The following is a 13,546-nucleotide window of genomic DNA, read 5'->3' as shown; positions in this document are numbered from 1 at the left end:
GTGACACGCCTGTCGTTGCTTGCTTTGTTGCGCCTGTAATATAGGAAACAATAATGAAAAAGCTCTGTTCTACTCTCCTGCTCTCTACTCTATTCACAGCTTCTTCTTTGGCAGATGAGAGTACTTACTCTGGATGGGGTAACCTCCATATCAACTGGCAAGAATGGGGGCACGGTGCCTCTGACAGCGACTTCAGCCAAGGCCTGATTGGCGTGGAAGGCGGAATGAACTTCGAATGGGGAGAGGTCTTTGGCTTCTATGATTTCGAGGGTATCGACCGCGATTCAGGCCAACAAACCGCAACCATGAACTTACAAGCCCATACCTATTTAAGTGATTCAGGCTTGAGTCTGTTTACCAAGGTCTACAACACGCAAGGTACCGAGATAAAAGAAACCAACAGCTTTTTGGGCTTGGGGTACACCGAGATCAAAGGCGATGGTTGGTGGTTTACGCCATGCTTGCCGCCAACTACACGACGGTTTACAACGAGTTTGCCCCCATTACCAACGCGAACGGATTTAATGGTGCGACTTTAGGTTGGAGCGCAGGTTATGTATTCAATGCATTTGGAGAATCCTTCATTCTTAGTAACTGGACAGAAATTGAAATGGCTCGCTCAGATGAATACGCGCTTAACAACTATGGCGACACAGGTGTTAACGGCGGCCTAAACCTAGGCTGGAATATCACGAAAGACATCAGTGCGACTGTGATGTACCGTTATTACTACAACAAACTTGGCAACGGCGGTTATGGGGACATCTTGATCTACCGCCTCGCTACAATTTCTAGACTACCGCCATCCATTAAGCCCAAGAAGGCTGTTTGATCGCTCTTAGATAGATTCTTACCCAAACTAGGGTGGAATCCATTGAGGTACACCTATCAAAAAGCCTGCAGTCATGCAGGCTTTACATAATATGGAGGTGGTCGCAGCGCGAATATTTACAGTGTCGCTCTCAACTGCTCTAACAAGTCACGCTGTTTATCTGTAAGATTCGTTGGTGTCTCTACCTGAATCTTGACTAACAGATCGCCAGTTTGACCTTTACGGCTCGTCACACCTTTTCCAGCCATCTTGAACTTACGCCCTGACTGAGTACCCGCAGGAATCTTGAGCTTGAATCGGCTATCAAGAACATTGACTTCAACTTCGCCACCTAGCGCAGCTGTAGCAATATCAACTTTGGTGTTGCAGATTAAATCGTTTTCATCTCGCTCTAAAAATGCATGTGAGCGAATGGCCACCGATAGCAGCAGATCCCCTGCAGGGCCACCATGGCTACCTGGACCACCCTTTCCGGAAAAGCGAATTTTCTCACCATCTTTAATGCCCGCCGGCACCTTAACGTTGATCTTCTTCTGCTCACCATTAATTGGCAGTTCTACAACTTTTTCAGTGCCCTGCACCGCATCAACAAAATCAACGGTGAGCGTGTATTCACGATCTTGACCTTTCTGTGGACGTGCACGGCCGCCACGGGACTGTGAAAACATGTCATCAAATCCACCAAAACCTCCGCCGCCACCGAAACCGCCGCCTCTCTGTCTAAAGACATCACCAAAGATATCTTCAAAGCCCGCACCACCCTGAGAACGGTGACCACCATGACCACCAAAGCCGCCACCTTCAAACGCAGCATGACCAAATCGATCGTATTGGTTGCGCTTATCTTTGTCAGTCAGCACCTCGTAAGCTTCTTTAATCTCTTTAAAGCTAGCTTCTGCTTTGGCATCTCCGGGATTTTTATCTGGGTGATATTTCATCGCCAACTTCTTGTAGGCTTTCTTAATATCTTTCTCTGAGGCTCCCTTAGAAACACCTAGCACGCTGTAATAATCTCGCTTCGACATGCTATAACCTCACTCCAATCTCTCTTATTTTCATAAACTCAGGCGTATAAGTTCCCTACACGCCTCAAACCCCGTTAACTTCATGTATTTGTACTCATAAATCAACTATTAATTGTGTCTAAGCGACCAATAGCTAAAAGCACTACCGGATACGTTACAAGAAATGGCGAAATCGTAAATTTGTTTGGAAGGATTGAAGCCCACTAAAAAGTAATGGCTATGAATAGGAGGCAGCGAGGGGCTAGCAAGGAGCTAGGCTGGTATCGAAGGAGAGATTTGACTAAATCCCTCTTTCACTGCGGATACGAAAAGCCCCAGCATTTCTGCTAGGGCCTAGAATGTGGCGGAGTGCCGGGGTTGCGTCCAACTAGGGATTTGAAGAAATCCCTTTAAATGCACCGATGCAAAAAAGCCCGCTAATTTCTTAGCGGGCTTTTTCTAAATGTGGCGGAGAGATAGGGATTTGAACCCTAGATACGCTATTAACGTATGCCGGTTTTCAAGACCGGTGCTTTCAACCACTCAGCCATCTCTCCAGTGGTTTGTATCCTATGTTTTGGCATGAGTTTTGTAAAGCTTATTTTTGGCTACCTGAACCCGTTTGGGCGTATATTGACCAAATTGTTTAGTAAAGAAACAGAGAACTTTTTGATCTAATCCATACTCTTTATAAGAGTTTAGGCTCTAATATGCACAATCTAATAAAATAATGTTTTATTTATAAGTGCATGATAATTAGTAATAAAACCACTTTAAGTTAACAAGTGTTCGCCCGAAAGATGTTGCACATAAGTGTGAACTATTTCAAAATTATAGGGTTGCCAATTTATTGGTTGTTTACAGAGGTTTTTATGAAGGTCGCGAATCTATTCAAGCATCGTGGTGATTCCATGTCTAAGCACCACTCGGAGTTTATGCAATGGATGTCTCCTGCCGTGCGTGATTACTGGCAAGAGTTTTTAAACAAAGCGAATAACCGCACCTTGTTTACGCGTTTGCGCGACCTCCATTTAGGCGATCTACAAAAGCTGCAGTTAATGATGAACAACCAAAGCCGAAGCCAATTCAGTTAAAACCTGAAGCAGAAGCGGTATATCTTGAGCTTCAAGAGAAGATCGGTGAAGTCATTCACACAGGTGAGTGGTTAGACGTTTCTCAAGAGCGTATCAACCAGTTTGGCCAAGTAACCGAAGATATGCAATGGATCCATACTGATCCAGAAAGAGCCGAGCAAGAGTCTCCATTTAAAACGACTATCGCTCATGGTTTTCTTACGCTGTCACTACTTCCAAAGTTAACAGACAGTGTCGACCCAGATTCAGCTATGTTCCCGACAGCTAAAATGGTCGTCAACATCGGCTTGAACCAAGTACGTTTTCCGTACCCGGTGAAAGCGAACAATCAAGTTCGCGCCGTGAGCACGCTAACTAAAGTGACCCCTATTCGCAAAGGCTTAGAAATTGAGCGCGAAATCAAAGTTGAAATCGACGGTGTAAGACGCCCAGGTTGCGTTGCAGTATCTGTTATCCAGCTGCACTTCTAGTGGTTAAATCAATTTCAAAGTATTAAAAAAGGAGAGCTTGTGCTCTCCTTTTTTGTATCCGCATTTACTTAGCTGGCGTATAACCGTACTCAGTAATCAGCGCTGCAGCTTTATTTGTCGTCACGTAGTTCAAGAACTCGGTCGCTTTTTCATCCAGCTCTTCAGTGTGGTAGAGCAGAATGAATGGACGAGAAAGCTCGTATTTGCGTGATGCAATACTTTCATTGGTCGGCGCAACGCCTTCAAAGTTAATCGCTTTCACTGAGCGGTCAACGGAACCTGTAGAGATAAAACCGATCGCTTGTTTGTTATGATTGACGATGGTTTTCACCATGCTGTTGCTATTTACTACTAGGTTGTCGTGACTGATGTCAGACACCATTCGATCGTTAACAATTTTTGTCAGTCCCAATAGGCTTTCGAAGCTGTAACGAGAGCCCGAAGACGCTTCACGTGTCACGACTGCAATTTTTTGATCCGCACCGCCAAGCTCTTTCCAATTGGTGATTTTGCCTTTGTAGATGTCAAACAGCTGCTCGCGGGTGACGTTCGCTACGTTATTTTCAGGGTTCACCACAACAGCCAAGCCATCGAGTGCGATCGTCTTAGTCGAGATCGACTCATCTTGCTCACGTTCAGTTAAGTAGCGCGAACTCATACCGATATCCACCACGCCTTTTTTCAATAGCGTAATCCCTGCTGTTGACCCAACGCTTTGCACGGCGACATAGGTGTCTGGGTGGTCATTGTTAAAATCTTCTGCTAGCACTTCCATGACTCGCGAAACAGACGTAGAGCCTGACACACTCACTTCAGAGGCAATAGCTGGGGAACTTAGGATTGTCGCAGACAAGAGTGCTGTTACAGCGGCTCGAAACATATCTAACTCCGTTAATACAGGTGACTGATAAGAATATTCATAAAAATTACAGGCGCTATCATATGTCGATTTGATGACAGTTTTGTGAAAGTGGATGCAGATCCCTAACCTTTCAAGCACTACTATAATTAACACGGAAAAGAAGTTGAGGTGGTGTTGTGAGCTTAGTCAGTTTGTTGCAAAAGCAGGTAGAAAGTCGCGCACTTATCGTGTGCCAAAATCGAAACCGCAGCTTACCTGTAGAGCTAGGGAAGTCGTGCTTTGAGTCTTTCGACTGTGGTGTGGAATTCATTAAACAGCACTACCTGTTGGACTCTTCACACATGGATTACACCAGCTCAGTTGCTCGTGTTGAGTGGAATCCAACGCAAGCCTGTTGGCATCTAATGATCCCTAAAGACGACAACCAGCCAACGACTTGGTTGCCTTACCCTTATTTGATTAAGAGCCAAGACTTAACCGCAATCATGCGTGAGATCGACAAAGATCCAAAATCGTTATTTTGGGATTAATCTGCCCATAGATCGTAATTTTGCCAATAAAAAAGCCGATGAATAAACATCGGCTTTCTTTTTCGAAACAATCTTTTTCGAAGCAATTTTTAAGATTGTGTCTCTTCTTCCGTTTGAGGCAATGGCGCGTACTCTTTGGTCGGTTTCGCCACCAAGCTGCGCGTTTCCTGATTCACTTCAGTTAGAACAACCTCTAGTGTATCGCCTAAACGGTACTCAAGTGCTTTATCTACAGAGATGGTACCAAGGTCGGCATTACATTCAATGCGCTCTTTGTTATCAACAATCAGCTTACCTGGAATAAACGCAGCTGCGCCATTTTCAAGCAGTCGGATACGAGCACCCGCGCGGTTAATATCAAAGATTTCACCAGTGTAAACAGTTTTGTTCTCTGGCTCTTTCGCTAACGTACGAGCATATACCAATCGGCAACGTTACGCTCAGCAATCTTATGGTGCTTACGATGTAGTGCAAGTTCTTCACCGACCGTTTCATCTGGCTTTTGAACTGGCTCTTTGCCCAAGATGTGAGCTTTCAGCATACGGTGGTTGATCATATCACCGTACTTACGGATTGGAGATGTCCAAGTCGCGTAGATGTCTAAGCCCATTGCGTAATGTGGTAGAGGTTCGCTACCCATTTCGCTGTATGCTTGCGCTTTACGGATACGATTGTCGAGATAGCTTGTCTCTTGCGATCCCAACCAACGGCGCAGCGCGGCAAAGCTTCCAACGTCACGACACTTTCTGCTGTGTATTCTAGCTCGCCTTCAGGGTTCACCAGCTCGATGACGTCTGCAATTTTCTCTGGCTTGAAGCCCGCATGTGTATTGAATACTCCTGCACCAAACGTTGCTTTCAGCGTTTTACCTGCACAGATGTTGGCAGTGATCATTGCTTCTTCAACAAGGCGGTTGGCACTACGACGCATATCAGCATGAATCGCAACCACATCGTTGTCTTCGCTCAACTCAAAACGGTAGTCAGGACGGTCAGGGAAGACAACCGCATTCTCTTCACGCCAGTTAGCACGTGCTTTAGAGAAATCGTATAGATCAGAAACAATCGCAGCAATCTCTTCGCTTGGAGACCATTTTTCGCATTCGCCGTTCTCTAGCCAATCCGAAACATTGTCGTACGCAAGACGAGCGTGAGATTTAATGTTCGCGGCAAAGAAGTTGATGTCGTCACCAATGACACCTTCTTTCGATACGCTAACCGTGCAGCAAAGCGCCGGACGAACTTCGTTTTCAATCAAAGAGCACAAGTCATCAGCGAGGTCACGAGGAAGCATTGGGATGTTACGTCCTGGCATGTAGATGGTGAATCCACGTTCGCGTGCCACTTTATCCATCTCATCATTCGGCGTGATGTATGCGGTCGGATCGGCGATAGCAATCGTCAGTTCAAAGTCGCCTGATTCTGTTTTCTTCGCGTACAACGCATCATCCATGTCCTTAGTCGACTCACCGTCGATAGTCACGAATGGAATATGCGTCATATCAAGACGTTCAAGATCCGCATCGTCTTTGAGTTCCCAATTGTCAATACCTGCTGGTTCGCTGTTTGGTAGGTCGTTAATCGCCAACGTCACCCACCAAGGCGCGATCTTGTCAGACGCATCGGTAATCTTCTCTGAGATCTCAACTAAGAAGTTGTTGTCACCTTTCAATGGGTGGCGAACCAAGTGAGCGACTACCCAGTCACCCTCACCAAGCGTTTCGGGATTTACCCCTTTCTTCGCCTTGGCTTTGAGTGAAAGTTTCTTCAGTTGTGGATGATCAGGCACAACGTTCAAGCGACCTTTAAACAGTTTCACACGACCAATAAATCGCGTAACTCCTTGCTCCAAAAGCTCTTCAGGCTCAGCCACTTCTTTCTCTTTTTCGGTGCGGATGATCGCCACAACCTTGTCACCATGCATGCATTTTTTCATGTAAGGGGGTGGAATAAAGAAGCTGGTTTTACTATCGACTTCTAAAAAGCCGAAGCCCTTTTCCGTCGCTTTGATTGTCCCTTCCTTTTTTGGAAGCGTTTCTTGGATTTGCTGCTTAAGCTGAGCGAGTAGCGGATTGTCTTGAAACATCTTATCTAGTCTACATTGAACGATTGCGCACACTATAAACATAGAGGCGAATTATTACTAGGGTATGGCTACGGTGAAAGGCGAAATTTTAGCACCATGAACGCACCTTACAAATACGTCATTTATCAATAATCTTCACCGACACACTAACTTTTAAGCGGTTAATGAAGATTTAATGACCATTTCTCCCAGAATGAGAAAAATATGTGATGTATTTCAATTTTTTCTGGCTTTTTTTGTGTATTTAGGGAATAATCCGCGCCCTTAAGTTGTTGTCCCTAGCGGCTTGATGCATTTTGAAACTTGTCTGCATCTGAATGGAATCAGCTCAAACTGGATTGGTATTGGAATTGGTAGAGCTCGTGGGACCTTTCGTTAATTTACATAGTGGGATCCCGATGGAAAACCAAGAAAATCAAATCAAATTCAGTGAACTAGCCCTGAGCGAAGAAATCCTATCATCACTTGATGACATGGGTTTTGTTTCGCCTACGCCTATCCAGCAGCGGCTATTCCACACCTATTGCGAGGTGCTGACGCATTAGGTAAAGCTCAAACAGGTACTGGTAAAACAGCTGCTTTCTCTCTTCCTCTGCTTACTAAACTTGATCTTTCTCAACGTAAGCCTCAAGCAATTGTTCTTGCGCCTACTCGTGAGCTTGCAATTCAAGTAGCAGCAGAGATGAAAAACCTTGGTAAAAACATCAAGGGCCTAAAAGTTTTAGAGATCTACGGTGGTGCTTCTATCGTTGATCAAATGCGCGCACTTAAATCTGGTGCACACATTGTTGTTGGTACTCCTGGCCGTGTTCAAGATCTTATCAACCGTGATCGTCTACACCTAGACGAAGTGATGACGTTCGTTCTAGATGAAGCAGACGAAATGCTTAACATGGGTTTCGTTGATGATGTAACTGAAATCATGGAGCACGCTCCAGAATCAGCGCAACGTGTTCTGTTCTCTGCAACTATGCCTCCAATGCTGAAAAACATTGTTGAGCGCTTCCTACGTGAACCAGTAACGATTGACGTTGCAGGTAAAAACCACACAGTAGACAAAGTAGAACAGCAGTTCTGGGTTGTAAAAGGCATCGAGAAAGACGAAGCAATGTCTCGCCTTCTTGAAACGGAAGAGACTGACGCATCAATCGTATTCGTACGTACTCGTCAAGATACCGAACGTCTAGCTGACTGGCTAAGCGCACGTGGTTTTAAAGCTGCGGCTCTTCACGGTGATATCCCACAGTCTCAACGTGAGCGTACAGTAGACAACATCAAGCAAGGTGTTATCGATATTCTAGTTGCAACGGACGTTGTAGCGCGTGGTCTTGATGTTCCACGTATCACACACGTATTTAACTACGACATCCCATTCGATGTTGAGTCATACATCCACCGTATCGGTCGTACTGGTCGTGCTGGACGTAAAGGTAAAGCGATCCTTCTTGTTCGCACAAACCAAATCCGTATGCTTCGCACTATCGAGCGCGTAACTAAGTCTTCAATGGAAGAAATCCAACTTCCACTACGCGACAAAGTTGCAGAGGCACGTCTAGTGAAGCTAGCAGCTGAGCTAGAAGCAGAAAAAGAACACAAAGCAATCGACAAGTTTGCAGAACTGGTTGAGAAGCTACAAGAATCTCTAGAGATTGATGCCGCAACACTGGCAGCAATTCTACTTAAGCGTCAACAAGGTAAGCGCCCACTGTTCTACGTTGGTGAAGACCCAATGATTGCTGCTATCGAGCGTGATAAGCAACGTCGTAAAGAACGCCGCGAAGGTGGTCGTGACGGTCGCGATGGCGGTCGTGGTCGCAGCTTCAACACCCAAGATTGGGATACTTACCAGCTTCAAGTTGGTCGCGAGCAAGGCGTTCAAGTTAAAGACATCGTTGGTGCGCTTGCAAACGAACTTGGCCTAGTAAAAGGTTCTATTGGCGCTATCAAGCTTGCTCAAGGCGAAACTTACGTTCAGCTTCCTAAAGCAATGAACAGCGAAACTGCAAACAAGCTTGCTAAACTACGCATCCGTCAGAAAGAAGTTGGCGCAGTAGTGTGTGACTTTGATGACTTCCGTGAGCCTCGTGGTCGTCGTGATGGTGGTCGTCGTGACGGCGGTTACCGTGGTAACCGTGATGGTAACCGTGATGGTCGTCGTGGTAATGGCGGTGGTTACCGTGGCAACCGTGAAGGTGGCCGTGATGGTAACCGCGAAGGCGGCTACCGTGGTAACCGTGAAGGTGGCCGTGATGGCGAGCGTCGCTTCGATCGCAACCGTGGTGGTGACCACCGTGGTAACTACCGTGGCGAACGTGGCCATGGTCGTTCACGCCGTGAAGACTAATCCGATAGTCGGATAACGAACTGAAAAAAAAACCTGCTCAATGAGCAGGTTTTTTTATGCTTGTTAACTGTCGTTCCTATTTTCTAGCTACTTATAAATCCGAAGACTTCTCTACTTAGTCGCACTTTCATATTAAAGACTCTCCACTACAGCTGTTCTTCAATGGGCAACCAACCTGCTATGGTTGCTCCCATCCTGCGCAGAATACCAGCATGAGGTTCACTGGTATAAACAGCGCCACTCACATGGTCTTTCCACACTATATCCCCATCTTGCATCTTCAGTTCATAAGCATTATCGCGAAGCGCTGACTCAAAACTCAGTAGTGACTCCTCGATATAGTTTGGTTGTTCAATCACAACTGCCATTTCAGTATTCAAATGAGCAGAGCGTGGATCCCAGTTCATCGAGCCAACAAAGAGCTTTCTTTTATCAAACATAATTGCTTTGGCATGAAGCTAGAGCGGCTGCTGCCCGTTAAACTCCACTGATTGCCAACGTCCGCGCTTGCTTTTACTTCCCAAATTTCTATGCCAGCTTCAATCAATGCCTCACGATACTTTGCGTACCACCCATGAACAGCAAAGACATCATTAGAAGCTAAAGAGTTGGTGACAATAACGATTTCTTTGCCTCGCTGAACCGCATCAATAAGCTCTTGAGTCCCTTCTTCAGTAGGAACAAAGTAAGGTGAAATCAAAATCATTGATTCGTTCACTTGCTCTAAAAATGCGCTTAGGCTTGCAACGAGCTCACTCTCTGCGCCACCAATTTTAGATGGTGTGTCGTACCAAAGTTTGGCAGGCCCCCAAAAAAGTTCCAATTCTTGATTTTCAAACTTTCTATATATCTCCAACTGGGTAAAGTCATACTCGCCATAGCTGAACTTCTCGATCAGCCCGGATTGAGCAACCAAGCTTGAACCTCTTCGTCTGTTCTTGCCGTTACATTTGGCTCGAAGGCTTCTACTGGCACGGCAAAGTCACTGTTCCAATACAGATCAAATTGATCCGCGATCTGCTCGACTGTATTGCCATACAAAAGTAAGTCTAAATCACCAAACTCTACTGCACTGCTGAATGAAAAGTACTCGTTGCCAACATTTCTACCTCCCACAATCGAGGCTACTGTATCTGCTGTTAAAGATTTATTATGCATTCTGCGATTGAGACGCTCAAAGTCCGTCGCCATACCAACGCCACGAACACTTCTAAACTGATTTGGATTAAACAGCCTAACCTCAATGTTTGGATGAGCGTTAAGGCGAGCCAGTGAGCGATCACTGCGTTTTTGAAAATCATCCAGCAGCAAGCGGACCTTAACACCGCGTTGCGCCGCTTCGTACAAGCGCCAAGTAAGGAGCTGCCCCGTTTCATCTTCACGATAAATGTAATACTGAAGATCAAGACTCACTTCAGCACTTTCAATCAATGCCAATCGGGCCAGAAAGGCATCATGCCCACGTTTCAATGGGAAGAATCCGCTATGTGTCGATGTATCGAAATCATCCTGCTTAAAAAACGAGTCTAGCAGGCTCCCTTCTTGGTACCCACTATGATAACTGTCTACTTTATTCTCTATCGCAGCGGTATCTATACTACTGCACGCAATCATTAACACTGAAAAACCACATACAGCAATTTTAACGAACGTCTTTACTTTCATAGCGTTCCGGTTGTCTCTTTTTAACGCATATCTAAACTGTTTCTTGTCACCGAGGTGTATCAACGGTCACTAATCTATTATGATTGCATAATAATTGAAAACGTCACGCAATTTACGTGGTAATTGTTCGACACATCAAGGATTAATCCAAAAGGAAAGTATGTGAAAAAGTTAGCATTGGTAGTATTTATCGCGACTCAACTCATGGCCTGCACTGAAGTGGGCAGCGAAGCGTGGTGCAGGATATGAAAGAAAAACCCAAAGGTGACTGGACAGCCAACGAAGCTGGTGATTTTGCTAAGCATTGCATCTTTTAGTTTGAAGTTATTGGTCCTCTCATTTTCTATCCAAGCTATCGCCTTAGACATATATTAATGACGCGTTAAGTACTTGCTCTTTAATTGATTGGAAGGACCTCAATTAACATAATGCTTACCCCATTCAGATATTCGCCCATCCCAATTAATAATTTTGTAAATTTTGATTGAATGACTGGCACACACCAATCATCTCAAGCTAAAATAACGCCTAACTGCGCGTCTATTGATCATGACCGACGCGGATTCACCTATAATCCAATATCGTAATAAGCGTAATTTGACGCCATCGACTGAGTTTTTATCTCTACGAACCCAGTCACTATTTTCGCAACGATGATTTAGCGTAAAGCCCATGGATACAGATAAGTTTACCAATATTTACCGACTACCGACTTCAATTCAGATCCGAATTGGTAAATGGCAACAAACATTCAGAGGCACATCCGATCTTGTGCTTCATAAAGCATTGCTTGTCAGAAATGAAAAGTTCAAAAGCCGAGCCTTGATACCAACAGGGTGGGCTGTAAATTTATTCGCTAGCGACGAAGCTTCAATCACTCATCATGGTCGTTATATTCAAACGCCAATGCGTTCAATGATTGATCGTAAAGTCGCCTACAAACGCATTTATCTTTCTACTATTCCATTAGAGGAAGCTGAAAAGGCGCTGATCGCTTTTAAGCTTGAGTGGATAGAAAAGCACAACAAAATTGCAAATAAATACAACCAAATCAAACTGAAAGAGTTTTTGAACTTTGCCAACGAAGAAGAGGAAACCCTTTACCCCTCTATTCCAAAAGGTGAGTTTGATAAAGCACTTTGGAATCGTCTAGTCCGTTCTGAATTTGGGCCAGAGAAAAAGTACAACAACCCTTTCTTTGTAAAAAAGGCGGTAATACTCAAGCCGGGTGAAGAACTGCCAGAAGAAATCGAAGAAGAGCCAAAAGCAGACAAACCACAAAGGCGTCGTCAAAAAAGTCGTTCGAATTCAAACGCTGAAGCAAACTCTCAAGAGAAGAATCATTCTCAGGAGAGCAAGACTGGTAACAGAAAGCCACAAAATCGACGCCGTAAGCCTCAAGGTCAAGGCAATGGCAATGGCAATGGCAATGGCAACAGTGAACACAAGCCACGCAACCATCGTCAAAAGTCACATGCCAACCGTTCAGGTCACGATGGTCACCGGAATCGTTCTGACCGTAACCGCCAAGAAGGCAACGGGAATAGAGCCGAAGCTAACGGAAACCGTACTGACAACAAAGCGACATCAAAACAACGACAAGGCGCGAGTAAAAATCGCAGGCCTCGAAACAACGTCAACAATCGAAAAGCTCGCCAAGAATAGCTATTTTTTATAAAGCGCTAACTCTGTTAGCGCTTTTTCATTACTAACTTAAAACAACCATTACTGACTTAAAGTAGTTTGGCCAAACGTTCTTTAAGCAATACCAGCCATTGCTCATAGGCTATCGCGTTCAAATGCAAATCATCGCAACTGTATTTGGCATCAAGCATACCTTGTTCGACCAAAACAGAATTTACATCAAGATACTCAATTTCTTCTTTAGCACACAACGCTTCAAGCCTTTGGTTAAGCTCGTTCACTTGGCTATTCAATACATCCAAACGTTTACCTACTAAGAGTGTAGATTGCACCAAAACTTGGCAGTCAGACTCTTTCCATATCGCTAGCATCTCTTTGTAGTTCGCAAACACTTGGTCAACGCTGTAACCCTGAGCTAAGTCATTAATGCCTGCCATCACACAAACAAAATCAGGCTTAACCACGATAGAGGTATCGATTCGTTTGAGCATTCCCTGAGTCGTATCTCCCGCAATGCCTCGATTAACAATCTTGTAATCCAAAGCGTCATTCCAAGGGCCCCATTCAGTGATAGAATCGCCGAACATGACAATGTCAGCTTTAGGTGTAAAGCGACGATGGTTATCGGTACTTTGAATGTAGCGGCTCACGCTGTGCCCTCTTTGTTGTGTATCGCTTTGTGTCACTATGTATTCAAGCTGGCTTTTGATGTCTAGTTCCTGTGATTGACACACAAGGTTTTCAATCTGCGTTTTCTGAATACTCAAACGGCTCGTTAGCCCGTGCTCTCGCTTAATTTCCTTCAAAGCATCAATCAGGTCATAGAGTGAGTAATGTTCTTCTATCTCCTGATACAAATCCGGTAAATCAATGTAGTCTGAGTTTTCTAGCCAAGCCTTTAATTTATCTCTATTCATGAACATAACGCATTTCAAATGTTTAACCTCATGATACCAAGCTTTAGCTCAATACCTAGCATCGTAACTAAGATTGATTATTTGATTGAGAAGTTGATT

General features: G+C 44.7%; 6 protein-coding genes, 1 tRNA gene and 6 pseudogenes. 7 read left to right on the top strand and 6 right to left on the bottom strand.

Features of this window, described 5'->3' with window-relative positions:
* The first annotated feature begins 53 nt into the window (after positions 1–53).
* Both UA76_RS24995 and UA76_RS23240 read left to right on the top strand, forming a co-directional pair.
* Positions 54–539 (top strand): nucleoside-specific channel-forming Tsx family protein, encoded by a 486-nt coding sequence (locus tag UA76_RS24995; RefSeq protein ID WP_157617694.1) that lies wholly within the window; start codon positions 54–56, stop codon positions 537–539.
* Positions 446–832 carry an outer membrane protein OmpK gene (locus UA76_RS23240; protein ID WP_157617693.1) on the top strand — a complete coding sequence of 129 codons (387 nt, stop codon included), beginning with the start codon at positions 446–448 and terminating at the stop codon, positions 830–832. Before UA76_RS24995 ends, UA76_RS23240 begins: the two co-directional genes overlap by 94 nt.
* Positions 833–948: 116 nt before the next feature.
* Here the strand turns inward: UA76_RS23240 and UA76_RS20010 are convergent, their stop codons facing one another.
* Together UA76_RS20010 and UA76_RS20005 are read right to left on the bottom strand one after the other, a co-directional pair.
* Positions 949–1,857 carry a DnaJ C-terminal domain-containing protein gene (locus UA76_RS20010; protein ID WP_047049658.1) on the bottom strand — a complete coding sequence of 303 codons (909 nt, stop codon included), beginning with the start codon at positions 1,855–1,857 and terminating at the stop codon, positions 949–951.
* A gap of 445 nt (positions 1,858–2,302) precedes the next feature.
* Positions 2,303–2,393 (bottom strand) — tRNA-Ser (locus UA76_RS20005).
* Between the two features lie 315 nt (positions 2,394–2,708).
* Between UA76_RS20005 and UA76_RS20000 the strand changes: the two are divergent.
* Positions 2,709–3,400: pseudogene (locus tag UA76_RS20000) on the top strand (MaoC family dehydratase).
* 64 nt (positions 3,401–3,464) lie between these two features.
* Here UA76_RS20000 and UA76_RS19995 read toward each other — a convergent pair.
* Positions 3,465–4,280, bottom strand: coding sequence for a phosphate ABC transporter substrate-binding protein (locus UA76_RS19995; protein ID WP_047049657.1), 816 nt, complete (start codon positions 4,278–4,280; stop codon positions 3,465–3,467).
* 158 nt (positions 4,281–4,438) lie between these two features.
* Here UA76_RS19995 and UA76_RS19990 point away from each other — a divergent pair, with 158 nt between their 5' ends.
* Positions 4,439–4,792, top strand: a complete 354-nt coding sequence (locus UA76_RS19990) for a DUF3024 domain-containing protein (RefSeq protein ID WP_047049656.1) — start codon at positions 4,439–4,441, stop codon at positions 4,790–4,792.
* A gap of 89 nt (positions 4,793–4,881) precedes the next feature.
* Here UA76_RS19990 and rnb read toward each other — a convergent pair.
* Positions 4,882–6,877: pseudogene (gene rnb / locus UA76_RS19985) on the bottom strand (exoribonuclease II).
* Positions 6,878–7,275: 398 nt separating this feature from the next.
* Here rnb and UA76_RS19980 point away from each other — a divergent pair.
* A pseudogene (locus UA76_RS19980) lies at positions 7,276–9,221 on the top strand (DEAD/DEAH box helicase).
* A 146-nt stretch (positions 9,222–9,367) separates the two neighbouring features.
* Here the strand turns inward: UA76_RS19980 and UA76_RS19975 are convergent.
* Positions 9,368–10,886 (bottom strand): annotated as a pseudogene (locus tag UA76_RS19975) (phospholipase D family protein).
* A gap of 162 nt (positions 10,887–11,048) precedes the next feature.
* Between UA76_RS19975 and UA76_RS23235 the strand changes: the two are divergent.
* Positions 11,049–11,203, top strand: a pseudogene (locus tag UA76_RS23235) (DUF3012 domain-containing protein).
* A gap of 355 nt (positions 11,204–11,558) precedes the next feature.
* A pseudogene (locus UA76_RS19970) lies at positions 11,559–12,104 on the top strand (MSHA operon transcriptional regulator); the annotation flags it as partial.
* A 515-nt stretch (positions 12,105–12,619) separates the two neighbouring features.
* Here the strand turns inward: UA76_RS19970 and UA76_RS19965 are convergent.
* Positions 12,620–13,447, bottom strand: a complete 828-nt coding sequence (locus UA76_RS19965; protein WP_047049665.1) for an SGNH/GDSL hydrolase family protein — start codon at positions 13,445–13,447, stop codon at positions 12,620–12,622.
* Between the last annotated feature and the right edge of the window lie 99 nt (positions 13,448–13,546).

It is taken from the genome of Vibrio mexicanus (genome assembly GCF_001012815.1).
GTDB classification, from domain to species: Bacteria; Pseudomonadota; Gammaproteobacteria; order Enterobacterales; family Vibrionaceae; genus Vibrio; species Vibrio mexicanus.
This window is presented reverse-complemented; position numbering and strand designations above follow the sequence as displayed.

Coding starts and splice junctions, on each gene's coding strand:
- UA76_RS24995 (WP_157617694.1), top strand. CDS start 54: ATGAAAAAGCTCTGTTCTACTCTCCTGCTCTCTACTCTATTCACAGCT.
- UA76_RS20010 (WP_047049658.1), bottom strand. CDS start 1,857: ATGTCGAAGCGAGATTATTACAGCGTGCTAGGTGTTTCTAAGGGAGCC.
- UA76_RS19995 (WP_047049657.1), bottom strand. CDS start 4,280: ATGTTTCGAGCCGCTGTAACAGCACTCTTGTCTGCGACAATCCTAAGT.
- UA76_RS19965 (WP_047049665.1), bottom strand. CDS start 13,447: ATGAATAGAGATAAATTAAAGGCTTGGCTAGAAAACTCAGACTACATT.